At 65.5% G+C, this 23,203-nt stretch carries 26 protein-coding genes; 6 read left to right on the top strand and 20 right to left on the bottom strand.

The features are described from left to right. Nucleotides 1–36 precede the first annotated feature (36 nt). On the top strand, nucleotides 37–384 hold the full coding sequence (locus OEL49_RS09200; protein ID WP_191985717.1) for a hypothetical protein: 348 nt from the start codon (nucleotides 37–39) through the stop codon (nucleotides 382–384). Here OEL49_RS09200 and merA read toward each other — a convergent pair. The 4 genes from merA to merT are packed head-to-tail and all read right to left on the bottom strand — an operon-like array spanning nucleotide 344 to nucleotide 3,136. After that, the gene (gene merA, locus OEL49_RS09195; RefSeq protein ID WP_134240543.1) at nucleotides 344–2,029 is read right to left on the bottom strand and encodes a mercury(II) reductase; all 1,686 of its coding nucleotides are present in this window, start codon (nucleotides 2,027–2,029) and stop codon (nucleotides 344–346) included. The genes OEL49_RS09200 and merA overlap by 41 nt on opposite strands. Nucleotides 2,030–2,056: 27 nt before the next feature. Continuing rightward, the gene (gene merC / locus OEL49_RS09190) at nucleotides 2,057–2,479 is read right to left on the bottom strand and encodes an organomercurial transporter MerC (protein WP_134240542.1); all 423 of its coding nucleotides are present in this window, start codon (nucleotides 2,477–2,479) and stop codon (nucleotides 2,057–2,059) included. A 15-nt stretch (nucleotides 2,480–2,494) separates the two neighbouring features. Beyond that, on the bottom strand, nucleotides 2,495–2,773 hold the full coding sequence (gene merP, locus OEL49_RS09185; RefSeq protein WP_134240541.1) for a mercury resistance system periplasmic binding protein MerP: 279 nt from the start codon (nucleotides 2,771–2,773) through the stop codon (nucleotides 2,495–2,497). A 12-nt stretch (nucleotides 2,774–2,785) separates the two neighbouring features. Next, nucleotides 2,786–3,136 (bottom strand): mercuric ion transporter MerT, encoded by a 351-nt coding sequence (merT, locus tag OEL49_RS09180; protein ID WP_134240540.1) that lies wholly within the window; start codon nucleotides 3,134–3,136, stop codon nucleotides 2,786–2,788. A 72-nt stretch (nucleotides 3,137–3,208) separates the two neighbouring features. Between merT and merR the strand changes: the two genes are divergently transcribed. Further along, nucleotides 3,209–3,616, top strand: coding sequence for an Hg(II)-responsive transcriptional regulator (gene merR / locus OEL49_RS09175; protein WP_134240539.1), 408 nt, complete (start codon nucleotides 3,209–3,211; stop codon nucleotides 3,614–3,616). 133 nt (nucleotides 3,617–3,749) lie between these two features. Here the strand turns inward: merR and OEL49_RS09170 are convergent, their stop codons facing one another. From OEL49_RS09170 to OEL49_RS09095, 16 genes are all read right to left on the bottom strand, one after another. Then, nucleotides 3,750–4,466: an ABC transporter substrate-binding protein gene (locus tag OEL49_RS09170; protein ID WP_287874470.1), complete on the bottom strand. Its 717-nt coding sequence runs from the start codon at nucleotides 4,464–4,466 to the stop codon at nucleotides 3,750–3,752. A gap of 250 nt (nucleotides 4,467–4,716) precedes the next feature. Then, a complete protein-coding gene (locus OEL49_RS09165) occupies nucleotides 4,717–5,109 on the bottom strand; it encodes a hypothetical protein (RefSeq protein WP_134240537.1) in 393 nt (130 codons plus the stop codon). Between the two features lie 26 nt (nucleotides 5,110–5,135). Beyond that, the gene (locus OEL49_RS09160; RefSeq protein WP_134240536.1) at nucleotides 5,136–5,372 is read right to left on the bottom strand and encodes a hypothetical protein; all 237 of its coding nucleotides are present in this window, start codon (nucleotides 5,370–5,372) and stop codon (nucleotides 5,136–5,138) included. A 779-nt stretch (nucleotides 5,373–6,151) separates the two neighbouring features. Beyond that, nucleotides 6,152–8,167, bottom strand: a complete 2,016-nt coding sequence (locus OEL49_RS09155) for a DNA topoisomerase III (RefSeq protein WP_134240535.1) — start codon at nucleotides 8,165–8,167, stop codon at nucleotides 6,152–6,154. A 294-nt stretch (nucleotides 8,168–8,461) separates the two neighbouring features. Beyond that, nucleotides 8,462–8,845 carry a single-stranded DNA-binding protein gene (locus OEL49_RS09150; protein WP_003141056.1) on the bottom strand — a complete coding sequence of 128 codons (384 nt, stop codon included), beginning with the start codon at nucleotides 8,843–8,845 and terminating at the stop codon, nucleotides 8,462–8,464. Then, a complete protein-coding gene (locus tag OEL49_RS09145) occupies nucleotides 8,842–9,390 on the bottom strand; it encodes a DUF3158 family protein (protein ID WP_134240534.1) in 549 nt (182 codons plus the stop codon). Before OEL49_RS09145 ends, OEL49_RS09150 begins: the two co-directional genes overlap by 4 nt. Then, nucleotides 9,387–10,175, bottom strand: coding sequence for a PFL_4669 family integrating conjugative element protein (locus OEL49_RS09140; protein WP_023434593.1), 789 nt, complete (start codon nucleotides 10,173–10,175; stop codon nucleotides 9,387–9,389). Before OEL49_RS09140 ends, OEL49_RS09145 begins: the two co-directional genes overlap by 4 nt. Before the next feature lie 188 nt (nucleotides 10,176–10,363). After that, nucleotides 10,364–11,116, bottom strand: a complete 753-nt coding sequence (locus OEL49_RS09135; RefSeq protein WP_166737323.1) for an OST-HTH/LOTUS domain-containing protein — start codon at nucleotides 11,114–11,116, stop codon at nucleotides 10,364–10,366. A gap of 238 nt (nucleotides 11,117–11,354) precedes the next feature. Next, nucleotides 11,355–12,548: an STY4528 family pathogenicity island replication protein gene (locus tag OEL49_RS09130; RefSeq protein WP_134240532.1), complete on the bottom strand. Its 1,194-nt coding sequence runs from the start codon at nucleotides 12,546–12,548 to the stop codon at nucleotides 11,355–11,357. 3 nt (nucleotides 12,549–12,551) lie between these two features. After that, nucleotides 12,552–13,112: a DUF2857 domain-containing protein gene (locus OEL49_RS09125; RefSeq protein WP_134240531.1), complete on the bottom strand. Its 561-nt coding sequence runs from the start codon at nucleotides 13,110–13,112 to the stop codon at nucleotides 12,552–12,554. 19 nt (nucleotides 13,113–13,131) lie between these two features. After that, nucleotides 13,132–14,790: a ParB family protein gene (locus OEL49_RS09120; protein WP_134240530.1), complete on the bottom strand. Its 1,659-nt coding sequence runs from the start codon at nucleotides 14,788–14,790 to the stop codon at nucleotides 13,132–13,134. After that, nucleotides 14,783–15,019, bottom strand: coding sequence for a type II toxin-antitoxin system HicA family toxin (locus OEL49_RS09115; RefSeq protein ID WP_013982111.1), 237 nt, complete (start codon nucleotides 15,017–15,019; stop codon nucleotides 14,783–14,785). Before OEL49_RS09115 ends, OEL49_RS09120 begins: the two co-directional genes overlap by 8 nt. After that, nucleotides 15,003–15,869, bottom strand: a complete 867-nt coding sequence (locus OEL49_RS09110; protein WP_034050658.1) for a ParA family protein — start codon at nucleotides 15,867–15,869, stop codon at nucleotides 15,003–15,005. Before OEL49_RS09110 ends, OEL49_RS09115 begins: the two co-directional genes overlap by 17 nt. A 40-nt stretch (nucleotides 15,870–15,909) precedes the next feature. Further along, nucleotides 15,910–16,128, bottom strand: coding sequence for an AlpA family transcriptional regulator (locus tag OEL49_RS09105; protein ID WP_134240529.1), 219 nt, complete (start codon nucleotides 16,126–16,128; stop codon nucleotides 15,910–15,912). A 118-nt stretch (nucleotides 16,129–16,246) separates the two neighbouring features. Further along, on the bottom strand, nucleotides 16,247–17,008 hold the full coding sequence (locus tag OEL49_RS09100; RefSeq protein ID WP_166737322.1) for an ATP-binding protein: 762 nt from the start codon (nucleotides 17,006–17,008) through the stop codon (nucleotides 16,247–16,249). Nucleotides 17,009–17,538: 530 nt separating this feature from the next. Then, nucleotides 17,539–18,450: a LysR family transcriptional regulator gene (locus tag OEL49_RS09095; RefSeq protein WP_034080694.1), complete on the bottom strand. Its 912-nt coding sequence runs from the start codon at nucleotides 18,448–18,450 to the stop codon at nucleotides 17,539–17,541. A gap of 226 nt (nucleotides 18,451–18,676) precedes the next feature. Between OEL49_RS09095 and OEL49_RS09090 the strand changes: the two genes are divergently transcribed. The 4 genes from OEL49_RS09090 (at nucleotide 18,677) to OEL49_RS09075 (ending at nucleotide 23,072) form a co-directional block, all read left to right on the top strand. Then, nucleotides 18,677–18,955 (top strand): hypothetical protein, encoded by a 279-nt coding sequence (locus OEL49_RS09090; protein WP_211926124.1) that lies wholly within the window; start codon nucleotides 18,677–18,679, stop codon nucleotides 18,953–18,955. Nucleotides 18,956–19,275: 320 nt separating this feature from the next. Further along, nucleotides 19,276–20,184: a LysR family transcriptional regulator gene (locus OEL49_RS09085; protein WP_054019079.1), complete on the top strand. Its 909-nt coding sequence runs from the start codon at nucleotides 19,276–19,278 to the stop codon at nucleotides 20,182–20,184. Nucleotides 20,185–20,718: 534 nt separating this feature from the next. Further along, the gene (locus OEL49_RS09080; RefSeq protein ID WP_287874453.1) at nucleotides 20,719–20,940 is read left to right on the top strand and encodes a helix-turn-helix domain-containing protein; all 222 of its coding nucleotides are present in this window, start codon (nucleotides 20,719–20,721) and stop codon (nucleotides 20,938–20,940) included. A gap of 29 nt (nucleotides 20,941–20,969) precedes the next feature. After that, nucleotides 20,970–23,072 (top strand): restriction endonuclease subunit M, encoded by a 2,103-nt coding sequence (locus tag OEL49_RS09075; RefSeq protein ID WP_287874452.1) that lies wholly within the window; start codon nucleotides 20,970–20,972, stop codon nucleotides 23,070–23,072. The last annotated feature ends 131 nt before the right edge of the window (nucleotides 23,073–23,203 follow it).

Genomic DNA, 23,203 nt, shown 5'->3' with positions numbered 1-23,203 from the left:
CCCACTCCCTCCGCTCTCATGGGGGATTCGGTCGACATGCTCGGCGACGCGCTGGTCTACGGATTGAGCCTCTTTGCCTTGCACCGCGGTGCGAAGTGGGAAGCCGGCGCGGCACTCGCAAAGGGCGTAATCATCCTGGGCTTCTTCGGCGTGATCGTGGCCGAGATCGTTCAGAAGCTCCTGCATGGCGTAACGCCGTCCAGCACCCTGATGCTGACCTTCGGCAGCATTGCCCTGATCGCCAATCTGACCTGCCTAGCGTTGCTGCGGCGGTTCCGCTCGCTCACCGGCCACGCCGGCGAGCCTGGAAATGGTGTAACCGTCCATCGCTTCCTCCTTTCCGTTACCCGGCGCAGCAGGACAACGCCTTCACGTCCTTCTTGAAGGTCTGCGCCGCGAGCTTGAGCCCCTCGACCATCGTTAGGTAAGGGAACAACTGGTCGGCAAGTTCTTCCACCGTCATGCGGGCACGGATCGCCAGCGCGGCCGCCTGGATCAGTTCGCCCGCCTCTGGCGTGACCGCCTGCACGCCGATCAAGCGACGTGAGCCTTCTTCGATCACCAGCTTGATGAAGCCGCGCGTGTCAAAGTTGGCGAGGGCACGCGGCACGTTGTCGAGCGTGAGCGTGCGGCTGTCGGTCTCGATTCCTTTGAGGTGGGCCTCGGCTTCGGACAGCCCGACGGTGGCGACCTGCGGGTCGGTGAAGACCACGGCCGGCATTGCGGTGAGATCAAGCGCCGCCTCGCCGCCGGTCATGTTGACGGCCGCGCGCGTGCCGCCGGCCGCCGCGACGTAAACGAACTGCGGCTGGTCGGTGCAGTCGCCGGCAGCATAGATGTCCGGCGCGCTCGTGCGTAGGCCGTCATCGACGACGATGGCGCCTTGCGGGTTCACCGTCACGCCGGCGGCTTCGAGATTCAGGCTGCGCGTGTTCGGGCTGCGGCCGGTGGCGATCAGCAACTTGTCGGCACGCAGCTCACCTTGGGCGGTCGTGAGCACGAATTCACCGTCCTGATAAGCCACCTGACTCGCCTGGGTATGCTCCAGCACGGCTATCCCTTCGGCGCGGAAGGCATCGGTCACAGCCGCGCCGATGGCCGGGTCCTCGCGGAAGAACAGCGTGCTGCGCGCCAGGACCGTGACCTGGCTGCCCAGCCGGGCGAAGGCTTGCGCCAGTTCAACGGCCACCACCGACGAGCCGATCACCGCCAGCCGCACAGGGATCGTGTCGCTCGCCAGCGCCTCGGTCGAGGTCCAGTACGGCGTGTCCTTCAGGCCGGGGATCGGCGGGATCGCCGGACTTGCGCCGGTCGCGATCAGGCAGCGGTCGAAACTCACTTCGCGCGTGCCGCCGTCTGCGGTCGCCACGGTCAGCGTGCGCGCGTCCTTGAACCGGGCCTCGCCCGCCAGCCGCGTGATGACTGGATTGCTGTCCAGAATGCTTTCGTACTTGGCGTGGCGCAGTTCCTCGACGCGCGCTTGCTGCTGGGCAAGCAGCCGCTCGCGAAGGATGGCCGGCGTTGCCGCTGCGATGCCGTCGTCGAACGGGCTCGCCGTGCGCAGATGGGCGATGTGGGCGGCACGGATCATGATCTTGGACGGGATGCAGCCGACATTCACGCAGGTGCCGCCGATGGTGCCGCGCTCGATCAGCGTGACGCGCGCACCCTGTTCGACGGCCTTGAGCGCAGCGGCCATCGCCGCCCCGCCGCTGCCGATGACGGCGATGTGCAGCTTGCCGTTGCCGTGACCGGCTTGGCTTCCGCCACCAACCCATTCGCGCACGCGGTCGAGCAGCCCGCCGCGCGGCGGCGCGCTTGGTGCGTCAGCCAGCGCGGCCCGATATCCGAGCCCGACGACGGCGGCGAGTAGAGCGTTGGTCGAAGTCTCTGCGGTCATGGCCAGGGTCGCATTGCCCTTGGCGTAAGACACCTCGGCCGAACGCACGCCGGGCACCCGCTCCAGCGCTTCCTTGACATGGGCCGCGCACGATTCGCAGGTCATGCCGGTGATTCTCAGTTGTGTCATGGTCTCATTCCTCTTGTCGTGACCGCTTCATCCGTGTTTCGGGGGGAGTGCGCACTCTTCCGACCCGCAGCGGCGGTTGGCCGGTGACACCAGATCCCAGATCGACACACCGACCATCAAGGCGATTCCCGTGTAGACCAGGGGCCGCATCCACGCGGTGGCAAGCAGCCAGACCGTGCCGACGATGACGATGGCTGGGCCGACCATGCCGAGCAGACTGCGGTGCCATTGCCGGTGGCGCAGCCAACCCAGCGCGTTCGCCACCAGCGCCAGGGCGGCGAACAGCGGCAGCAGCCGGGAAATGAACAGGCCTTCGTACTGCTGGAGGAAGCCCAGCCCGATGGCTGCACCCAGACTGGCGAGCGCGGGAAAGCAGGCCGCGCAGCCCATCGCGGAAACGACGGTACCCAATGCCCCGGCCTTGTCGGCGATACGCGCAATCGGTGTCATAGCGTCACTCCATGTTCAGCGCTTGATGCTGGACGGATAGCCGGCGTTGGTGGTGGCCTCGGTCAGCTTCTGGACGGTGGTCTTGGCGTCGTCGAAGGTCACGACCGCTTCACGCTTGTCGAAACTCACGTCGACCTGGTTGACGCCCTCGACCTTGGAGAGCGCCTTCTTCACCGTGATCGGGCAGGCCGCGCAGGTCATGCCGGGCACGGACAGCGTGACGGTCTGGACGGCGGCCCAGGCGGGTGTGGCAAGGGTGGCGGCCAGGGCCACGAGTGCGGCAAGTTTCTTCATGATGATCTCCTGTCAGTAGAACAGCGGAAGGACGTAGGGAAAGGCGAGCGCGACCACCACCAGGGCAGCCACGATCCAGAAAATGAGCTTGTAGGTCGTGCGAACCTGCGGAATCGCGCAGACCTCGCCCGGCTTGCAGGCGTTGGCCGGCCGGAAGATGCGGCGCCAGGCGAAGAACAGCGCGACGAGCGCTGCACCGATGAAGACCGGCCGGTACGGTTCCAACACGGTGAGGTTGCCGATCCAGGCGCCGGAAAAGCCGAGCGCGGCCAGCACCAGCGGGCCGAGGCAGCAGGTCGAGGCAAGGATGGCGGCGAGGCCGCCGGCGGCCAAGGCACCGCGCCCGGATTGCGGTTCCGACATGAGGTTTCTCCTTTCGAGGTTTCGCTTGATGCTGTAACGTTACTTCCGTAGTTAACTACGGAGTCAAGCGCGATGAACACCGAACCGGATAGCCTGACCATCGGCGCCTTCGCCAAGGCGGCCGGGGTCAATGTCGAGACAATCCGCTTCTATCAGCTCAAGGGGCTACTGGCGACACCGGACCGGCCCTACGGCAGCATCCGCCGCTACAGCGGCGCTGATGTGGCGCGGGTGAGGTTCGTGAAGGCCGCCCAGCGTCTGGGCTTCAACCTGGACGAGATCGGGCAGCTCCTGAGGCTGGAGGATGGCACCCATTGCAGCGAGGCAGCGGAACTGGCGTCGCAGCGGCTGGACGACGTGCAAGCCAAGCTGGCCGACCTGACCCGGATCGAGGCAGCCTTGTCCAAGCTGGTCGGTGAATGCCACGCGCATCAAGGCAATGTGTCCTGTCCGCTGATCGCCGCCTTGCATTGCCGATAGTTCACGGATTGGCCTGGGCATCAGACGTCATGGATTTCGGGCATTGCGGGCAATCGTTTTCTGAACACGGCAGCCGCCACCGCCTTCCGTGAAAAGGAAGAGCCCCGACATGGGGGCTCGAATGGGTTGCGGGTTACTCGTCGTCGTAGAGCGTCAGCCCGTCCAGCACGGGCGCGTCGGCATCGAAGATCAGCAGGCGCACTTCGGCGAGCGCGGCCAGGTGGAGCACCTCGACGAGGGACTCCGGCATGCCTTTCCGGCGATGCGCCCGCCGCAACCGCTCGGCGGTGATGCCTTCGACCCGTTGCAGGTTCTCGTCCGTCCAGGGCGTGGCGATCAGCTTCACGCCGACCGCGGGGCTGTAGGGAATGCGGAAGGCAACGAACAGGAAACGGGTCGGCGTGTCGATGTCGGCCAGGTTGGCCAGATAGCGGCCGGCCTCCTCGGTGATGTGCGCCGAACTGATTTCCCAGGCACGGCTGTAGAAGCCGGTCTCGAAGCGCAGGCGCCGCACCACCTCGCGCGCGGCTTCCTCGGAGTAGATATCGCCGACGTGCAGCGGCTGGCCGGCTTCTTCGGCCATGACGGCGTAGACGAGGTTTCGGGCGATGCCGTGGCTGGGGCACTGCGCGTCCAGCTCGGGCGGCACGTTCTGGCCTTCCGTGATCAGCGCGAAGTCGTCGCAGAAGACGCAGGCGTGGCGCTCGACCTGGCTGTCCGGCAGGTGCGACTGCGAGACGTGCAACGGCAGATAGCTCAGCGGGCAGTCGTCGTCGTAGGAAATCGCCAGCAGCCGTTGCACGGACAGGCCATCGTAGCCGCGGACGAAGGGGTTGTTGGAATGGGACATGGGATTCCTCCAGCAGAGGATGGCCGAGGCAATCCCCTGCCGGGGATTGAACCCCAGCGGGTGGATGAAGTGGCAGCCGGTCAGCCGGCCGCGGCGTCGGACCGCCCTGGTGGCGGGCGGTGCAGGTCAGTGGAAGATGCTGATTCGGGACATGGCCGCTCCTGCGAAAAGAAGGAGGGACATGGCCCCGAACGGGGACGCATGTTCCTCGTGGGGTGGGATGAAAAGACGGTGGGTTGCCAGGCGCGGCTCACCAGCCGTTGTAGTGCAGCGTGAGGTCGGCGATGACCTTGCGCCGCTCCAGGTCGAGACCGCCGAAGTCCGACAGCCCCTCGAAGCCGCAACGCTTGAGCATCGCACCGCCCTCGCGGGCGTTGTAGAAGCTCACCATCGCGGACAGGAACATGCGTTGACCGCTGCTCAGCACGCCCAGGGCGTCGTTGAGCATCAGCATGTTGGGCCGCAGGTCCCACTTGGTGGTGGCACGCTGCAGACCTTCGCGTGTGCCGTCGCCGAACCACTCGTGGCCGGCGATCTGCGCGCCGCGCTTCCAGGCCTCGAAGAAGGCCTGCGGTGCAGCGTCGAAGTGCGCCTGTTCCAGCGCCATCTGATCGAGCACGTCTTCGGGCAAAGACAGATTCATGAGAGAACTCCTTGAAGGGTGGGGAATCAGGGGTGGGCGCGCTGCGTCCAGGCATGGGTATCCAGGGCGCGCTGTGCTGCGAGGTAGGTCGGGAAATACTCGACGGACTCCCGCGATACCGGGCCTTCGTCGTCTTGCGTGCCGATGTAGTGGCCGGCCGCGCTGCGCAGCACCTGTAGCGGCAGACGCTTGCCGGTCCAGGCCAGCGCCAGCGCACCACTGCGTACTGCGGTTGCAGAGGAAGATGCGGAAGGTTCATACATGCCGTGCTCCTTGGTGGGGCGGGGAGCACGCATCCCGCAGGGGATGGGGTTCCCCTCGGGTGGTTGAGAAAAGTGCATCGTCGCCAGGCCGGCGAGCGTCCGCGGTGGGCGATGCGAAGCGGACTGGATCGGTCAACGCGGCGAACCGCGTTGCAGTCTTGAAGACCGGGACTGCCAGGGCATGCCGCTGACGACTGTCAGCAACGCATGGTGTGAGGATGGGCGCGAAGCATGGCTGCCGTCGCAGGGAAAACCGAATCGCGGACGGCCCGCTTTAGGGCAATGGCCCGCGTCACGGGACAAGGCAAGACCAGGGCGCCGAAGGCCACGCGGGCCTTCGGCTGGAGAGGAAGGAAAACCACCTGTGGGCTGCGTCAGCGCAGGCCGTCGTCAAAGCCGTTCGCTGCGTCAGCAATCGCACCCGGCCCGTTTCGTGGCTGGGGCCGGAAACCTCTGGCGTGCATCCACACACAAAGGGAGCCCGATGTTTCGCCGGCGGGCACCGGCACGGAATACCCTCGGCCCAAGGGGCCTCCTCACGGCTCGCGCGGCGGCAAGGCGTCAGGAAGCCCCTCGTGACCGAGGCAAGGCACACCGATCAAGGGAATGGCGGCGGGCGCGATTCGTGGAGCAATGACCTTCTCGCCCCGTCGCCCGATGGCGGGCAGACGGGGCGCGCACACCGTTGCAGAAGGAGACGCGCGCTTTGGAGTCCCGCGCGGTGCGGGACGTTTGCCTCGCCGCCAGTGAAGGGCCGGCGCGGCAGGGGGAAGCGAGGATCAGGACGCCCTGGAGGCAGCGCGCCGCTTGCGCGGTGCGCTGCGCCGGCCCGTCGGGGACTCGATCGGCAACGTGCCGTTGCAGTCCGGGTAGCGCGAGCAGGACCAGAACGCGCCGCTCTTGCCCGTGCGCTGCTGCATCGGTGCGCCGCACTGCGGGCAGGCCGGCGCCGGCGGCAGCTTGAGCGAGAGCGTCGCGCCGCGGTACTGCTGCACGAGCTGGCCGACCCACACGGACTGCTTCTCGATGAAGGTGTCCAGCGCCATCTGGCCGGCCTCGATCATGTCGAGCGCCTGCTCCCACACCGCCGTGGTGCCGGGGTCGGCGATGGCCGAGGGCACCGCGTCGATGAGCGTGAATGCCGCGTCGGAAGCGCGGACGGCGCGGCCTTTCTTGACCAGGTAGCCGCGACCGATCAGACCGTTGATGATGTTGGCGCGTGTCGCCTCGGTGCCGATGCCGGTGGTATCTCGCAGCTTCTGTTTCAGGCGCGGGTCGGTCACGAACTTGGCGACGGTCTTCATGGCCTTGATCAGCTCGCCCTGCGTGTAGGGTTTGGGCGGCAGCGTCTTCAGCGCCTTGAGATCCACCTTTCCGACCGGGCAGGACAGGCCCGCATGCAGGGCGGGCAGCACCTGGCTGTGCTGCGCATCCTCGCCACCGGCATCGTCCGGCCCCGGCGTCGCCAGCACCTCACGCCAGCCGATGACGGCAATCTGCTTGCCCACGGCCGCCAGCGACTGACTGCCGCACGAGAACTGCGCTACCGTCCGGTCGAACTCATGGTGCGGGAGGAACTGCGCGAGGTAATGAGCGCGGATCAGCCGGTAGACGGCCAGTTCCTTCTCGTTCATGGCCGACAGGTTGGCGGGCTCCAGCGTCGGGATGATGCCGTGGTGAGCCGACACCTTGCCGTCGTTCCACGCACGCGAACGCTGGTTGCGATCCAGGCGCTCGATCAGCGGCCGCAGGCTGGGGTCGGTCTTGACCAGGCTGTCGAGTACGGTCGGTACCTCGGCCAGCATGCTCTCGGGCAGGTAGCCCGAATCCGAGCGCGGGTACGTTGTCGCCTTGTGCGTCTCATACAGCGCCTGGGCAATGTCCAGCGTCTCCTGCACGTCGAGGCCCAACTGCTTGGAGCACACCTCCTGCAGCGTGCCCAGGTCGAACGGCAGCGGCGGCCCTTCGCGAACGCGCTCGGTTTCTACCGACACGACCTGCGCATCGCGTGCCGCGCGAATGCGATCCGCAGCCTGCTGCGCCACCGGCTGCTGAAGGCAGCGACCCGCTGCATCCGTGCTGCCTTCGGGCGGTATCCAGCTCGCGGTGAAGGATTGGCCGGCATGGGATAGCAGCACATCCACGGCCCAATACGGCATGGAGACGAAGCGCGCGATCTCGCGATCACGATCCACGACCAACTTCAGCGTCGGCGTCTGCACGCGCCCCACCGACAGCACGCCCGTATAGCCGGCCTGGCGCCCCAGCAGTGTGAACAAGCGGCTCAAGTTCATCCCGATCAGCCAGTCGGCGCGCGATCGGGCGAGTGCGGAGAAATACAGCGGCAGCGTCTCGGCGGACGGCTTGAGCGTACCCAGCGCTTTGCGGATCGACGCATCGTTGAGCGCCGACAGCCACAGGCGCTGAATCGGCCCGCGGTAGCCGCATAGGTCGATGATCTCGCGGGCGATCATCTCGCCCTCGCGGTCGGCGTCGGTCGCAATCACCAGCTCGCCCGCCTTGGCGACGATCTGCTGCACGACCTTGAATTGCGCTGCGGTCGCCGCCTTGGGCTCGACACGCCAACGCTCAGGAAGAATGGGCAGTTGCTCGATGGCCCAGCGCTTGTATTGCTCGCCGTAGCCTTCGGGCGGAACCGCCTCCACCAGATGACCGATGCACCAGGTCACGACGACACCCGCGCCGCTGTAGCAGCCGTTGCCGCGTTGACCGGCACCCAGCACACGGGCGATGTCCTTGCCCTGGGACGGCTTCTCGCACAGGAAAACGCGCATGAAGCCTCCTTGGAAATGTGCGGTTCATCGGATGGGCGTCAGCTTGGCGGGGCCAGGAGATGCCGGCAGCAAGGAAGTCGATTGATGCAGACACCGCTTTGTGATCGGCAGGCGGTTCGTTGCCGCAGCGGTGTGCATAGATCGTAGGAGCTGGCACAGCAAGAGCGTCGTTTCGGGAGGGCGGCTGGAACTCCGTGGACGACCTTGGAGCTATCCCCTGGGGATAGCTCGCTGGTGCATCGCGGGCGTATGACGGTTGATACAGTCGCCCTCGGGGGAACGGCGATGGGCGAATTACTGTCCGCCGGCCGGCTTGGTGCTGAGCGCCACCGACTCGATGCGGTACGGCAGGATGCCCACGCGCCGCGCCTCGACCTTGAACGTCACGCGCTCGTTCTCGTCGGCGTCCTCCCATTCGTCGCGCACGGTGCGGCCCTCGACCAGCACCCGCATGCCTTTCTGGTACAGCGTCTTCCAGTGCTCGGCGTCGCGGTGCCACAGCTCCACGGGCGCCCAGAATCCGCCGCGATCTTCGTACTCGCCGTCCTTCTTCGGGATCGGGTTGTCGAAGTAGACGTTCAGGCGAAGCAGCCGGCGCGGCTCGTCGTTGCCGTTCGGAAATTCGCGGTAGTCCGGCGCAGAACCGATGTTGCCCTCGCCGACGAAGTGCGTGCTCATGGAGACTCCTTGGTGGTGGGTGGAACGGACGCGGCATGCCCGTGGACGCGCCGCAGGTAAGCCGCTTCGGCCTGCGCGGCCTTGTTGGCGCATTCCAGGGCTTGGCGGGCGATGCTGTGGGTCAGGCTGATCTGCATGTTCAGCACGATGCGCTGCAGTTCGATCGCGTACAGCTCGTCGATCAGCGAGGCCGGCGTCGCGGGGTTGGCCAGCAGGGCCTCCCACAACGCCACGCCCATGGAGGAACGGTCGAGGTTGCGCCAGCGCAGGAAGGTCGTCCCTGCGCCAGTGGCCTGCTGAGCCAGTTGCACGTCGAGCAGACTGAATGGATAGGCGCGCGCCTGGGGCAGCACGCGCCGCTGCGCCAGGCCAATCACGTCGTCGCGCAGCGCTGCGCACTGGCTGGCCCAGGTCTCCAGACTCCCCTTACCCTTAAAAGGCTGTAAAAGGCCTTTTAGGTAGCCTGCGTGTTCCAGCCGCTGGAAGTCCGCCTGTTCCAGCGCCACGAAGCGCGTGGAGTGGCTGATAGGGGGCGATGCTGTCATGCGCCAGCACCCTCATCGCCCGCGGCACCATCGGCTGCGCCACCCGTGGGAGCCTGCGCATCGGGCACGATGGCAGGCGCAGCAGGCGGCGTGCCGGGCTTGTTCGACCGCCGCGCGATGGGTGGCGCGAAGCGCGAGCGGCGCGTGCCTTCCAGCACGTCCTGCGGCAACTCGCCGAACTTCTCCAGCGCCGCTCGCGCCGCCGCGTTCTTCGCCGCGAAGTCGTCGCGCGTCGTGCCCGAGTAGCGGTACTGCTGGGCCAGCGAGAACAGGCTGCGCAGCGCGTGCGCACCATCATTGAGCCAGCGCTCCAAGGTGCTGCGGTCGATCAGCGCCGTGTGGTGCGCCAGGATGAGCTTGCGTGCCAGGTCGTCGTAGTCGGCCAGCAGATACACCGCCATGAAACCGAGCTGGGCGTTCACGAACAGCGGCAGCTTCACCGGCTGCACGTTCATGTTCTCGCCCAGGGACAGCGCCGCTGGCACGTCGGCCAAGGCCTGATCCACCTGTTCGCGCAGGGTCTGCAGACGGGTCTTGGTGTCGGCGAGCTTGTCCTCGATCCGCAACATCCACCAGTCCGAGTACGGGTCGTCCTGCTCGGCGCCGCGCTTCATCTTGTTCATGGCGCCGATGAAGCCGTTGAGACCGATGATGCCGGGGCGCCCCTCGGTCGGCGCACGGCCGTGCCAGATGCGCGAAGCGTGGTGCGTGTGCAGCGTCAGAGACATCGCGCTGCGCAGCGATCCGAGATTCAGTTGCAGGGGTTCTGTGCGTTCGTTGGCCATGGGAGCGACTCGCGGTGAATTGGCGAGTCGCCAGCATCGGCATCGGCCGGAAGGCTGTCAGTCAACAAACCGCAGCCCATGCGCGCCCGGTTTGTTCCGCACGGAAGGCTGTGTGTGCCGGCTATCCCCTGGGGATAGCTCGGCGGAGTCGTTCGCGGCTCGCGCGGAGGTGAGACCGCGTTGCGGGGCTATGCCTCGCGAGGTCTGTACCAGGCGGCCCGTTGCCCCTCCACCTCACGGTAGCGAAGCTCGAACAGGCGGCACTCGTGCACCACCTGCCGCCAACTGCTGCAGCCGTACTTGGCTGGAAGCTGCTCGGGATGCCGGTCCGCGATCCAGCGGCCAGCGGCGGCAATGGGTGTCCAGCCCTCGACGGCCAACTGCGCGGCGGCCTCGCGCAGCGCGCGGACGATGCCGGCGGCCGGCCAGTCCACCGTGCCGTCCGGCGCGATGCCATTGACCACCAGGTCGTGGAACACATCCGACTGGACGAACTCCGCTGCCAGGCGCCGCGCCTGATCCATGTGCTCGGCCCAGCCGCGCAGCTGCTCGAAGTGTTGATCGATGCGCGTGTAGGCGGAACCGAGTTCGTCCTGTGCAACGCGGCACCCGTCCACGGTCCATAGATCGTGCTGATCGATGAAGTGGTGCACCAGGGTGTTGCGCAGCGATACCAGGTCTTTGAGGTCGGCCTGGGTGTTGGCGTAGTCCTGCGCAGACAGGCTCAGTTGCACGCGCGTGCGAAAGGAAATCACGTCGCCGGGAAGAGCGTCGTCGCGTTCCTCGCCGCCATTTCCATCGGTGACGACATACGAACCAAACAGTTGTCCGACCAACGTGCCCAGGGTCTTGGTCGCGGCATCTTCAATCCGCGCTGCGCGAATGGCCTCCAGCGAATGCGCCGGGCCTGAAATCTCGTGGTGGGCCACGATGGCTTTCATGAGGCGCTCGTATTGTTGAAGGCGCAACAGGCATCTGCCCAGCAAGCGCTGAACGTCTTGCTGTAGTGGTTGCAGTGCGTTTGTGGCGGGGGAAGTCGTCATGTCCATCGTCGGCCGGGCTCGTGCGTGGCTGTCCTCGTCTGATTCACAGGCGACAGTTTCGCCTGTCGTTCGGCGGGCGACAATCGAGCGCGGCGGAAAGATGTCTGTTCCAGCTATCCCCTGGGGATAGTCAACATCAGCGATCACGCAAGGCTTCTCGGAGCTGAGCCAGGTAGGCTCGTGCGACCTCGGGGTCAGCCGCACGGGATGCCGGCGGTGACGAGGGCGCAGGTGACGGGGGCGCTGGCGGTGCCGATGCACTTTCTCCGGCCCAGGCCTTGAACTCCCCGCGAATCGCCTTCTGGATGATGCCAAACAGGTAGCCGGCCGGGTTGCGTACCGCGCTGTTGTGGCAGCGTGCCGCCCACTCGTCGAGAACGGCCTGCCTCTGCGCCTCGTCCACCTGCTGCAGCGCCATCAGCGCGCCGGCCTGCTGCTCGTCCTTCAAGCGCAGGAAACGCTCGGGCAGCCGCAGGTTCTGCAAGGCCCTCGCGCGCGGTACTGTACGTACTTCATTTATACGATCCTTACGTACTGTACGGTCCTCCTTCGGAATCCGAAGAGAGCCGTCCGGCGCGGGTTTCGGCCCTGCTTCGGATTCCGAAGACAGGCGCGCAGCATTCCGAAGAAGGGCTTCCTGGCCTTCTTCGGATTCGTGGTCCGCACCCTCCTGTGGATAACCCGGCGTCGTCCAGCCATGCCGCGCCATGCGTTGCGCCAGCACTTGCAGACGGGTCGGCAGCGTGCGCCCGCTGAGCAGCGGGTCTTCGGCGATCTCCCGCAGCGTGTTCATGCCCACGACCTGCACCGCCTTCGCCGCGTGCGTGAGCGCCTGACTCACCAAGCCCAGGTAGTCCGGGTCGAGCTGCATCGCCTCGAAGGGCGACAGCGGTTCGTCGTGCAGCACGTAGAGGTTGCCTTGGATACGGCCGGTCCTGGGATCGCGCCGCCGCCGCACCAGGCTGAGCCAGCGCGTCAGCCGCAGCAGCGTCAAGGCGCGCGCCACGGTCTCGTGCGAGGCTTGCGACGCACAGGGCATGGACGCCAGATAGGGGCGGAGCTGGTCGTAGGTAGGAAAGGCGGTCACGCCGTCGTCGTTGAGCTGCAGGCGGAACACCTGCCAGGCATTGCGCTCCAGCGGCGTCAGGCGTCGGTCGAGGAACAGCGCGCGCGGGACGCTCTCGTGCCGGTTGCCGCTGTAGAGAAAGCCGTCCTGGCTCGGCGCCGCGCCCTGCGCCGGTTCCTTTGGCTCAAGGTGCCGCAGCGCCTCGTCGAACAACGCCGACAGCGCAACCGGGCCTTCGCGCCGTGGTGCGCCACCCGTGGTCATGGCCTACACCAGCCCCTGGTCGACCCAGTTCCGTATCGCCGACCAGATCACCGACATGGGCAGGGTCATGGCCTCGGCCAGATCCATGGTCAGCGCCAGCATCGCCATGTCGTCGGTCAGGGCGATATGGCGCTCGGTGACGCCGGCCTTCCAGCGCTCCCACAAGGCCACGTCCTGCGCCTCATCGAGCACCGGATGCCGGCCCTTGCGCTTGGGCAGCCCGAGGATGTCACGGCGCAGCGCCACTTCCTGATGCGTGAGGCCGTAGAACTTGCTGACCATCTCCGTGCTCGCCCCCAGGCGCAGCATGCGGTCCACCGTGGCGATCTCCCGCTCCACGTCGTGCACCTGGCTCAGGAGCCGCTTCAATACCTCCCGGTTCACCGACACCGAACACCACGACACCGTGGCATTCACCAGCATGCTCACGAGTTCGGGGTGCTTCAGCGCATCCAGCTCCTCCTCGCCGAAGCCCATGGCCTTGCAGCGGCGCAACTGGCCGTTGCGCAGGTCATGCAGGGCCTGGGCGATCACGGCCTGGTTGAGCGGGTGCGGTGCCGACATGCGAGAGCCTCCTGCGCGCTCAGGATGCCTGGCCCGCTTCGCCGGCCTGCAGGTCCTGCAGCCGGCGCGCCAGGCGCAGCAGACGGAACAGCTTCACCAGCGCAGCATCGCTCAGGCGTGTGGCAGAGCCGCCGTGGCCATGGAACAGCGCCGCCAGCTCGTCGGCCAGCCGCGCGCGGTCCAAGCCGTTCGCGGCGGGCGGCGCCGCACTCAGCGCATGCAGCAGGGTGAGCACCGCCCGCACGAACGCCGGCAGCGCTTTCGCCTGGCCCACGGCCGGCGCCACGCAGACGAAGCCGATGCCGCCGTCGATGGCCTCGATGTGGTCGGCCACCGCCGCGTCCCCGGCGATCTCGCGCGCGAACTGCGCGATGTGCACGCGCAGGCGATCCGGCGCGTCCAGCCCCGGCTCGATGTACCAGACGTCCGAGATGGGATAGAGCCCGCCAGCCTGCACGGGGATCGCACGCAGCGCGTCGGCCTCGAAGTCGGGCAGCTTGTCGCCGAGCTGGTCCGCGACCATCCGTTGGATGGACAGCAGGCGCTCGGTGGTCGGTGCCGGTGTCACGATGTGCCCTTGCAGGCGCTCGTCGCGTTGACCGTGCTGCTCCTCCGGCGCTTTAAGCTGTGCAGGCGGTGTTGCTGCTGGCGCTGGAGGCACGACCGGCGTGGTGTCGCGCGGCACAGACGAGGCGGGTGGCTGCCGAGGCGCGGAGACCGGCGAGGGCGGTGCAGCAGGCAAGACAGGCGCTGCCGGGGGCATCGGCGCTGCCGGTTCGCTGGTCAGCGCACGCTGGCGGCTTTCGCTGTCGTTGATCTCCAGCGCCAGCGTGTCGTAGTCCGCCTCCAGCAGCTCGGCCATCTGACCGACCAGCTCGTCCTGCACCCGCTGCGGCGAGAAGTCGTCCGGCTGTGTGTCGAACTGCGTCAGCACGTCCTGAAACAAGGTGGCGAAGTCCACGGTCACGGTGCGGCCCAGTGCACGCCGCTCCCAGGTGCGCTCGCACGCCTTGCGCAGCACCGCGAGCCGGTCCACCTGATGCCGGCCCAAACCGCCGTACAACAGCGTCGGGATCGCCGGCAGCAGATAGCGCACCGCATCGTTCATGCGGCTGATGTGTGACTGCGGCACCGGATAGCCGTCGGCAGTCAGCCGCCGCGCGAGTTCGCTCTGCGACAGCGCCTGGCCGCTTTCCTGCTCGTAGAACTCGCGCGCCTTCTCGATGCCCAAGGCCCGCTCGATGAAGGTCAGCCCGCCGCGCAGCTCGTTCTCGGCCAGATGCCCGGTCAGCGCCACGATTTCGCCGCGCGCCGGCCACGGGCGGAACAGGCACGCAATGCGGAAGAAGCGTTCCTCCTTGGTCTCGCTCCACAACTCGCGCAGGATCGCCAGCCGCGTGTTGCCGCCGTTGCGAATGATGTAGTGCGCCTCGCCCGGCCTGCGCGTGATCGCGGGGGGCGCGTCCAGCCCGCGTTCGCGGATGGACGCCTTGATCTCCGCATAGGCCGGGTTGCGCGTCACGCGCGGGTCGTGGTCGTAGGGCCGCAACTGGTCCAGCGTCACCACCATCGGCGTGTCGGCGATGGGGTCGCTCAAGGTCGCGGCCGAAGGGCCGCTGCGCTCGAAGCCGGTGGCCAGCAGCTTGGCAGCCATGTCCTGCGGCGTCAGCTCAGCCACGGCCGTTCTCCTGCGCCTGCCGGTCGGCGCGGCGAAGTTGCGCGCGGGCATTGCGGTCGGCACGGTGGTCGCTCGCAGTCGAACTGGTGTAGATCGACGCGCAGCCTGGTTTCGTGAATTTCAGGTGCCCGCCGGACGTGCGCACCACGCGCCAGCCTTCGCCCAGCGCGAACTCGATCAGCGCGCGCAGCCGTTCACGGCCGCGCGCCAGTTCATGTGCGCTCGCCATGGCTGGCCCCTCCCGCATCGGCCCGGCCGGTGACCAGCGCGAAGCGCTCCCGCCACGCGGGGAACAGCTCGCCGGCCAGCGTGCGCATGGTGTCCAGCGCCGCGGGCGCCGTGCGCCCAGCCGGCCGCCGGTACTCCACCCGGTGCACCGGCAATCCTCGTGTCGCAGCGCGCGGATAGGCTTCGATGGCCGGCACGTCGGTGTCCAGCACCTGCACGCCGGCCTGTTCCTGGAACACCTGTCGCAGCGCCTGCTGGACCAGCCGCGCGTTCGACGACACCGGATGCACACGGTTGATGAGCAGGCGCAGCGGCGGCGGCTCGATGCCCAGGTGGCGATACGGCGCGATGTCCTCGATCAGTTGCAGTGTGCCGCGGCGCAGTTCGCGCGCGGCCAGAATCTCCGGCGTCACCGGTGACAGCGCCAGGTCGGACGCCAGCACCGCCATCTCCAGCAGCACGCTGCGCGCGCCCTGCGTGTCGATCAACAGCAAGTCATAGTGCGTGCGGAAGACGGGAAGCAGATGGCGCAGTCGCAGGCGCCCATCCGGAGCGTGCAGCAGCAGCGTGTTCAGTTCGCCGCGGTCGTCGTTGGAGAGCACTAGGTCCAGGCCCGCGATCGCGGTGCGCGACACCAGTTGCTCGATGCGCCGCTCGTTGAAGGCCAGCATCTCGTAGATGCCGCCGGGCGCGCGCACGTCCAGCGTGAAGTAGCTCGACAGCGTGGGCTGCACGTCCAGGTCCAGCAGCAGCACGCGTAGCCCGGCATCGGCAATGAAGCCACCCAGGTTGGCCGCCGTCGTGGTCTTGCCCACGCCGCCCTTGGTCGAAATGATGGACACCACCTGCATGGGCTTCTCCTCGTCGAATGGCATGAACCGAGAAGAAGCGTCAGGCGCGTTCATTGAGGCGATCGGCGATCCACTGTTCGATCTCCACCGAGTCCCAGCCCACCGCGCGCACGCCCAGGCGCAGCGCCTTGGGGAACTTGCCTTCCTTCATCAGGCTGTAGATGTGAGCGCGCTTGAAGCCGGTCTTGGCTTCCACCTCGGCGCGGCGCAGGATGCGGTGTTCGGTCGGTGCTGCCGTGGCGGCGGTCTGCGAAGACATGAGGGTCACTCCTTAACGCTCAGTGGCGCTGATTGGCGTGACTCGAATTAAGAACGGCGCGTTGAAGAAAGACACCGCAAATGCGGTTTCCGCGACCGCAGATACGGCCTGGCATCGCTCAGGAAGTTGTGCTCTGCAGATTGCGCCGAGCCAGTGCGAACTTGGCCTGCAGGGTGCGCTCGGTGATGCCCATCGCGTTGCCGTGGTGCGCCACCATCGCGCTGATGATGGCCTCCTGCGTCAGGAAGCTGGAATACGGCATGCCGCTGGGCGACTTGCCCAGCAGCAGCGTCAGCAACCCGCCCACGATGTTCAGGTAGGTCGATTCACTGCGCGGCCCCGGCGTGTTCGCACGCTCCGCGTCGGCCGCGCAGGCGGCGTGCATTTTTAGCAGCGCCTCGTGCTCGGCGCGCAGCGTCTCGTGCACGCCCAGGTGTTCCGCCAGCCGCGCCTTGATCGCTTCCCGCTCGGCCAGCAATGCGCCCACTGTGTCCAGACTGATCGCTGGGTGAAGCGCACGCTCGATCTCATCGAACAGAAACGCCGGTCTCTCGCCGGGGTAGTGGTGCGCCATCCAGGATTTCAGGTCGACGTGCCGCACCGTCAGCGACGGGTCGTCCATCGCCAGGCCCTGCGTGTCCCGCACCAAGCCCTCCTTGCCATACGGCATCTCGCCGTGAGCCAGCGCATCGAAGATTCTTTCGGCGTTCAATCGCAGCATCGGCCAGCGCGGAAACTCCGTTGCCTCCGGCAGAGGCCGCTGTCCCAAGGTCGCCAGGATGCGCCGCTCGAAGCGCAGCAATCCGCTCCAGCGGATTGCCGCCTCGATCGGGCGGTAGTAGGTCTTGGCGCCATCGGCCAGGCTGCTCGACTTCGGCATATCGCGCGCCTCCATTCGTCTTCGCACCGAGTCCAAGCACGCGCACCCGCCGTACAGGCGGCGTGCGTGGCTGTCCAGGAATCTCCGGGCGAAACGAGCAAGTGGCGAAGCGGCGAAGACCGTGGCATCGACGATGCCGCCGGTTTCGTTGCGAGATGTGCGACTTGCCGCGCATGGCGCCATCACTCACAATTCGCAAGCCGCGAAACATGCTGTCACCAGCGTCATTCGCGGGCACCATGCTTGACCCGGATAACCAGGCCAAAGTCTTTGCAGGGAAAAAGGCCCAGTAAAGCGCGATCACCTCAACACGCCAGAGCCGATGCGCATACGGCAAGCACTGTTGCGCCGCGCGTCTTCGCTGTGACGCGCCACGCTGGGCATGCGAGTTTCACGCAGGATGCCAACCGCAACCGCGAGCAACGCCTGAGTGCAGCGCGCCCGTGCACCGCTGCAATGGAATCCCGCTGTGGCAAAACAGGTCTGGCGCTTTGACCAAAATGGAATCGGTCAACCTGCCTGAGGCAGCCTCATGCGAGCCGTTGCGCATCCAACGGCATATGGCCGACACGCTGCGCACGGTCGATGAAGTGGCGCAGCGGCTCCGACATCGCGCCCTCGGCATGTAGCAGGTAGGTCGTCAACGCCGCCGAGTCTTCATCCAGCGGCCGGACGATCACGTCCGCCTGCCGGCATGCCACCGCGTGCGCCGCGGTGGAAAATCCCACGCCATAGCCGGCCGCCACCAGGGCCAGCATCAGCGAGTGGGTCGTCACGTACTCGGCCACGATCGGCGGTGTCTCCACCAGGCGTAGCAGGCGCTCGCATTGCCGGCTGCACTCCTCACACACCTGCGGGTGGCACAGCACCAGCGGGTAGCCCACCACCTCTTCCAGCGGCACCCGCTTGTGCGCCAGCAAGGGGTGCCTCGCGGGTATGGCCACCACCAGTGGGTCTTGCCACACCGGCATGGCGATCACCCCGGCCTCCATCTCGCCGGCCATCGCAAAGGCCGCGTCGTACAGGTCGTTGCCCAGCCCGCCCACCACCTGCGACAGCGGCGCCTCGAACAGCCGGATGCCCACTTCCGGCGCCTCCTCCCGGCACAGCGCGAGCAGTGCCGACAGCCGGGTCCGCCCGACGCCGCCGGCCAAGGCGATACGCAGGGTGCCCCGGTGTCCCGCCGCCACCGCCCGCGCCTTGGTCTGGGCTTGCTCAAGGGTCAGCAGCACGCGCCGGGCCTCCTCCAGGAACACCTGCCCGGCCGGGGTCAGGCGCACCCCGCGCGGCGTGCGCTCCAGCAGCGTCACGCCCAGGTCGGCCTCCAGTTGGCGGATCGTGCGCGACAGGGGCGACTGCTCCACATGCAGCCGCCGCGCCGCCCGGCCAAAGTGCAACTCTTCGGCCACGGCTATGAAACAGCGAAGATGGCGTAAGTTCATGTACTTCCCCCCAGAAAGTGGAGTCCATTCCTCTGGCCGCAGGGAACCGCATGAGTGCTTCCCGGTGGCGATGCCGGTCACAGAGGCTTCCAGTTGCCGCCATCCGGCCTTCAGTCGCCGGCACGAGGCGGCGTCTGAAAGCCGGGTTATTCCATTGGTGTTGCCATATCACACAAAACCACGGACAATCAATAATAATTCTCATTAGCATCTGTGTCTGAATGGAGTGAAGCCGATCAAGCCCGACGTGGCGAACCTGTCCGTCACCACCCACGGCAGCGTGTCCTGGACGACGAACGCATGGGCGACGAGCAGCTCGCGCAGCGGCTGCAGGCCTCCGCGCCGCGTCACCCGCAGCCCGAGGACTTCATCCGCGGCGACCGCCTGGTGGATCTACGAGCGCGTCGCCCAGGGGATGGCGGCTACGCAGAAGTCTGGGGTGTTGGAGCTGAGCTTCGTGACCGACCAGGCCATGACCGGGGTGAGCCGAAAGACACCCCCATGAAACTGCATCGGCACGCCCGCCCTGACGCCGGCGTGTCGTCGTCGGCTGCACCGATCACGGACACCAGCCCGCGTGCGCGCCTGCGCGCGTGCCCGGCACACTGGCTGATTTACCAGCGTTGCGGACGCAGCACACTGACCATCAGCATTCCATGCCCGGGCTGTGTGCGCCGGCCTGTTCCGCGCGTGTCGGCGACGGGACTGTTCCAGACAGGCATGAGTGCTTCGAAGCGATGCCATCGAAGGAGGTGCTGACGGGATGCGGATCGAGATGCTGGCGCCCAAGAGGCCGAACCAGAAGAAGACAAACAGGAGGTGGCCTTGGATTTCAGATTGCTGCGTTACTTCGTCGCAGTTGCGGAAGAACTGCATCTGGCCCGTGCAGCCGAGCGTCTGGGCATCGAGCAATCGCCTGTGTCGCGTGCGATGCGCGACCTGGAAAGCCAGCTTGGCGTGCAGCTGTTCGACCGCAGCACACGCCTGACGCGGCTGACCTGGGCCGGCCAGGTGTTCCTCGGCGAATGCCGGCGCGTGCTGGCCACCGTGGAGCAGGCAGTCAAGAGCGCCAAGGCGGCGGCGCAGGGCTACCAGGGCCACCTGCGCATCGCCATCTGCGACAGCCTGGCGCAGCCCCGCATCGCCACCTTACTGGCACGCAGCCGCGAGGACGAGCCCGAGCTGGAGATTCGCGTCTTCGAGCTGCCGTTCGCGCAGCAACTCAAGATGCTGCACAACGATCTTCTGGACATCGGCTTTGGCTTGTCAAACGCGGTGCATGATGGCCTCGTCGCCGAGCCGGTGTGGACCGATCCGCTGTCGGTGATCGTGCCCGCACGCCACCCCTTGCTGGCACACGTGCAGGTGCCGCTGGCCGAAGCCTTGAAGTTCCCGCTGGTTCTGTGCCATCCCGAATCGGGATCGGGCTGCCGCCATCAGATTCAAGCGCTGCTGCAGGACGCAGGCACGCCCCTCAAGCTGGTCGATGAAGTGACCAGCCTGGGCGTGATGCTGACCTTGGTCGGCGCCGGCTACGGCATCGGTTTCGCCATCGCCTCGCAGGTGCAGACGCTACAGCGCCCGGACATCTCCATTCGTCCCCTGGCCGGCACCCCACCGATGCTCTCTACCTACCTGCTGCGCCGCCATGGCGACCCCTCCGAGCCCATGAAGCGGTTCATCGAGCGGGTGAAAGACGGGGCTGCGCCGGTCGATGATGAGCCAGTCCTTTGAGGACGCAGCTCGCCTGTCCGTTGCGACCTGTGGCGTGGTGTGCCAGAGGACAGATAAACTTCAGAATGAATCCGATGCTCTGGCTGTCGATGGATGTGCTTGGCTCGCTTTGGATCACCCGCAACGGCCTGCGTTGACCAGGCCGAAGATTTGAGTCCACAATCGAGTCCATTCCGTGACGCCCGGATCGGAAAAGACGTGCGTAATCAACGAGCTAGAAACCGGGTGCTGTTCCCATCGCCCGCTCCACCAAATTCAGGCAGGTCGTTTATCTGCAAAAGAAAAAGCCAACCGGCAGCGGTTGGCTTTTTTGTTGTCTGGTCGATATCTGGTCAGAGCTGGGTCGGGCGACATCAACGTGCATACAGCGTAGTCAAATTGGTAGGTCGTCGACCAAAGCTGACCTTGGGCCTCTAACCTGTTTTGCTGGCTTTGAAGGCATGACAGTCATTATCGAATGAGGGACCACGGTTGGTCATGCTCGCCATTCCTGATAGATTGCAGACTTGTTTATCCGACTATGAGCCAGTTCAGATGGGTGCCGATACCGCGAACACAAAGCCGTGGGTGACTGCCGAACAGGTGGCCGCTCATTTGGGCGTCGTCAAGGACACCATTTACCGCTGGCGGGAGCGCAAGGGCCTGCCCGCGCACCGGATCGGACGACTGTGGAAATTCCAACTATCCGAAGTGGATGAATGGGTGCGCGCCGGAGGTGCGGACGAAGCCATCACAACAGACAAACCAAAAAGCTAAGGGCTCGCTCCAACATGGAAACGACTGAAATGATTCAACGCGCCATCAATGATGGCCATCTCCAGCTCATCACCAGCGGCAAAACCGAAAAGATTCGCTATGTCGCGGTGAACCACTGTGAAAAGTGGTCCGACCCGGAAGAGAAGGTTCGCGCGGCCTACTACGCCGAACTGATCTACCGCTATGGCTACGACCCGGAATGCATCGGAGTGGAAATTACCGTGCCGGATCGCGTGCCCTACGACCGCGCTGACATCGTCGTATTTCGTGACAAGGCACGTACCAAACCTTATGCCGTCATCGAGTGCAAACGTGATGCCGTTACCGACAACGAATTCAAGCAGGCAATCGATCAGGCTTTTGGCAATGGAAACGCTCACAAATTTCGCGCCGAGTACGTTGGTGTGGTGGCGGGCCAAACCCGTGCCTTCTTCGACTGCTCGGATCGCTATGGCGCGCTGGAACGTGACGAAAACGTCATTGCCGACCTGCCGGAGCAATATGGCAAACCGGAAGAGTTCAAGTATTACTACAAGGCACCCAACAAGCCGGATATCGGCGCGGTCAGTCGCGACGACCTGATCAAGACCATACGCAAGTGCCATCAAACCCTTTGGGGCGGTGGCCGTCTGTCGCCCCCAATGGCATTTGGCGAACTGACTAAGCTCATCTTCCTGAAAACTCGCGACGAAAAGGCATATCGAGCCCCTGGCGAACCTTACGCCTTCCAGATCAAGACAAACGAAACCAACAAGCGACTGGCCGCCCGCATCAAGGCGCTTTACGACATTGAGCGGCAGAACGAGCCCGACGTCTTCAATGAAGACATTAAGATCGACGAAACAACGCTCAAGAACGTCGTCTTGCACTTGGAAAGCGTGAACCTCACAGCCACTGACCTGGACACCAAGGGCGTGGCCTTCGAGCAGTTCATGGACGGCTTTTTCAAAGGCGACTTTGGCCAGTACTTCACGCCACGGAACATCATCGCCTTTGCCATCCAGATGCTGGACATCAAGGCAGAGGATGACGTGATCGATCCGGCGTGCGGTTCAGGTGGCTTTCTACTACATGCTCTTGACCACATTCGCAAACTGGCAAATCAGCGTTATCCGGGGGAAAGTGGTGGGGACGGAAAAGAAGAAAGCGCCCGTCACCACAACTACTGGCACAGCTTTGCAGAGAAGCGTCTCTTTGGTATCGAGATCAACGAAGAGATTGCCCGCGTAGCCAAGATGAACATGATTGTTCACGACGACGGCCACACCAATGTAATCGGCAACGATGCGCTCGAACCGCTCGGTGTGATCGGCCTCAAGAACGATGCCTTTGCCAAGGTTATGGGTATTTACCGCGAGACTGAGTTCAACCCCGAGACCGGCAAGATCGAGGAAGTGGTCAAGCGCGACGAGAAGAAAGGCTTCAGCAAGATCCCAACCAACCCTCCCTTTGGCGCTGTCATCAAGGAGGAACTGCATTCCTATTTGAAGAGTTACGAGCTTTCGCGCTACATCGGCAAAGGCGGCAAAGACGAGGATGACGCCGAGGACGACAGCGCCGACCCCAAGGCTGGCAAGAAGTCCATTAAGCAACGCGCGAGCGTGAAGACCGAGGTCATCTACTGTGAACGCATCTGGCAACTACTCAAGCCAGGTGGCCAGGCTGCAGTGGTACTGCCCGATGGCCTGCTTACCAACGCCAGCCTACAGGGCGTGCGCGACTGGCTACTGGAACGGTTCAAGGTGCTGGCAGTTGTCAGCTTGCCGCAGTTTGCCTTTGCTCACTTCGGCGCAGGTGTGAAGTCCAGCGTCGTATTCCTAGAGAAACGGCACCCTGATGTCCTGGCAAGCGACGACGAGGCTATCTTTATGGCAATGGCTGAGAACATTGGCTACGACGCAACCGGCCGCAACACATACCAAGTCGAGGTGCTGGACGAAGTTCCCAAAAAGCGCCGCGAAGAGCGCCAGCGATGCGACCTGTTTGACTGGAGGGTTGAGTTCGACTGGGTACCGGGCGAAGGTAAACAGCCCGGCCGCTGGAGTGAGCGCCACCGCAAGGTGATCGATGGCAGTGGTCTGTTGGGCCAGTACGAGGCCTTCAAGAAACAGCCTGAAGATTTTTTCGTCTGACCCCCGTCCCCGCAGGGCAAGCCATTTGCTTTGCGGTGAGGCGGGGGGATGCAGAAACACGGCTGGATCCGCAGTACCAGGAGCTTGATAGACGCAAGCGTGCCAATTACGCCAGCCCTCGGTATGCCTTG

It is taken from the genome of Azospira sp. (assembly GCF_030247495.1).
GTDB lineage: Bacteria > Pseudomonadota > Gammaproteobacteria > Burkholderiales > Rhodocyclaceae > Azospira > Azospira oryzae.
This window is presented reverse-complemented; position numbering and strand designations above follow the sequence as displayed.

Excerpts from the sequence above, each read along its gene's own strand:
- merP (WP_134240541.1), bottom strand. The coding sequence starts at position 2,773 with ATGAAGAAACTTGCCGCACTCGTGGCCCTGGCCGCCACCCTTGCCACA.
- OEL49_RS09140 (WP_023434593.1), bottom strand. The coding sequence starts at position 10,175 with ATGGCCAACGAACGCACAGAACCCCTGCAACTGAATCTCGGATCGCTG.
- OEL49_RS09170 (WP_287874470.1), bottom strand. The coding sequence starts at position 4,466 with ATGTCCCATTCCAACAACCCCTTCGTCCGCGGCTACGATGGCCTGTCC.
- OEL49_RS09080 (WP_287874453.1), top strand. The coding sequence starts at position 20,719 with ATGGGTGCCGATACCGCGAACACAAAGCCGTGGGTGACTGCCGAACAG.
- merC (WP_134240542.1), bottom strand. The coding sequence starts at position 2,479 with ATGACACCGATTGCGCGTATCGCCGACAAGGCCGGGGCATTGGGTACC.
- OEL49_RS09115 (WP_013982111.1), bottom strand. The coding sequence starts at position 15,019 with ATGGCGAGCGCACATGAACTGGCGCGCGGCCGTGAACGGCTGCGCGCG.
- OEL49_RS09200 (WP_191985717.1), top strand. The coding sequence starts at position 37 with ATGCTCGGCGACGCGCTGGTCTACGGATTGAGCCTCTTTGCCTTGCAC.
- OEL49_RS09165 (WP_134240537.1), bottom strand. The coding sequence starts at position 5,109 with ATGAATCTGTCTTTGCCCGAAGACGTGCTCGATCAGATGGCGCTGGAA.
- OEL49_RS09130 (WP_134240532.1), bottom strand. The coding sequence starts at position 12,548 with ATGACCACGGGTGGCGCACCACGGCGCGAAGGCCCGGTTGCGCTGTCG.
- OEL49_RS09110 (WP_034050658.1), bottom strand. The coding sequence starts at position 15,869 with ATGCAGGTGGTGTCCATCATTTCGACCAAGGGCGGCGTGGGCAAGACC.
- OEL49_RS09095 (WP_034080694.1), bottom strand. The coding sequence starts at position 18,450 with ATGAACTTACGCCATCTTCGCTGTTTCATAGCCGTGGCCGAAGAGTTG.
- OEL49_RS09160 (WP_134240536.1), bottom strand. The coding sequence starts at position 5,372 with ATGTATGAACCTTCCGCATCTTCCTCTGCAACCGCAGTACGCAGTGGT.
- OEL49_RS09145 (WP_134240534.1), bottom strand. The coding sequence starts at position 9,390 with ATGACAGCATCGCCCCCTATCAGCCACTCCACGCGCTTCGTGGCGCTG.
- merR (WP_134240539.1), top strand. The coding sequence starts at position 3,209 with ATGAACACCGAACCGGATAGCCTGACCATCGGCGCCTTCGCCAAGGCG.
- OEL49_RS09125 (WP_134240531.1), bottom strand. The coding sequence starts at position 13,112 with ATGTCGGCACCGCACCCGCTCAACCAGGCCGTGATCGCCCAGGCCCTG.
- OEL49_RS09155 (WP_134240535.1), bottom strand. The coding sequence starts at position 8,167 with ATGCGCGTTTTCCTGTGCGAGAAGCCGTCCCAGGGCAAGGACATCGCC.
- OEL49_RS09135 (WP_166737323.1), bottom strand. The coding sequence starts at position 11,116 with ATGAAAGCCATCGTGGCCCACCACGAGATTTCAGGCCCGGCGCATTCG.
- OEL49_RS09075 (WP_287874452.1), top strand. The coding sequence starts at position 20,970 with ATGATTCAACGCGCCATCAATGATGGCCATCTCCAGCTCATCACCAGC.
- merT (WP_134240540.1), bottom strand. The coding sequence starts at position 3,136 with ATGTCGGAACCGCAATCCGGGCGCGGTGCCTTGGCCGCCGGCGGCCTC.
- OEL49_RS09150 (WP_003141056.1), bottom strand. The coding sequence starts at position 8,845 with ATGAGCACGCACTTCGTCGGCGAGGGCAACATCGGTTCTGCGCCGGAC.
- OEL49_RS09105 (WP_134240529.1), bottom strand. The coding sequence starts at position 16,128 with ATGTCTTCGCAGACCGCCGCCACGGCAGCACCGACCGAACACCGCATC.
- merA (WP_134240543.1), bottom strand. The coding sequence starts at position 2,029 with ATGACACAACTGAGAATCACCGGCATGACCTGCGAATCGTGCGCGGCC.
- OEL49_RS09100 (WP_166737322.1), bottom strand. The coding sequence starts at position 17,008 with ATGCCGAAGTCGAGCAGCCTGGCCGATGGCGCCAAGACCTACTACCGC.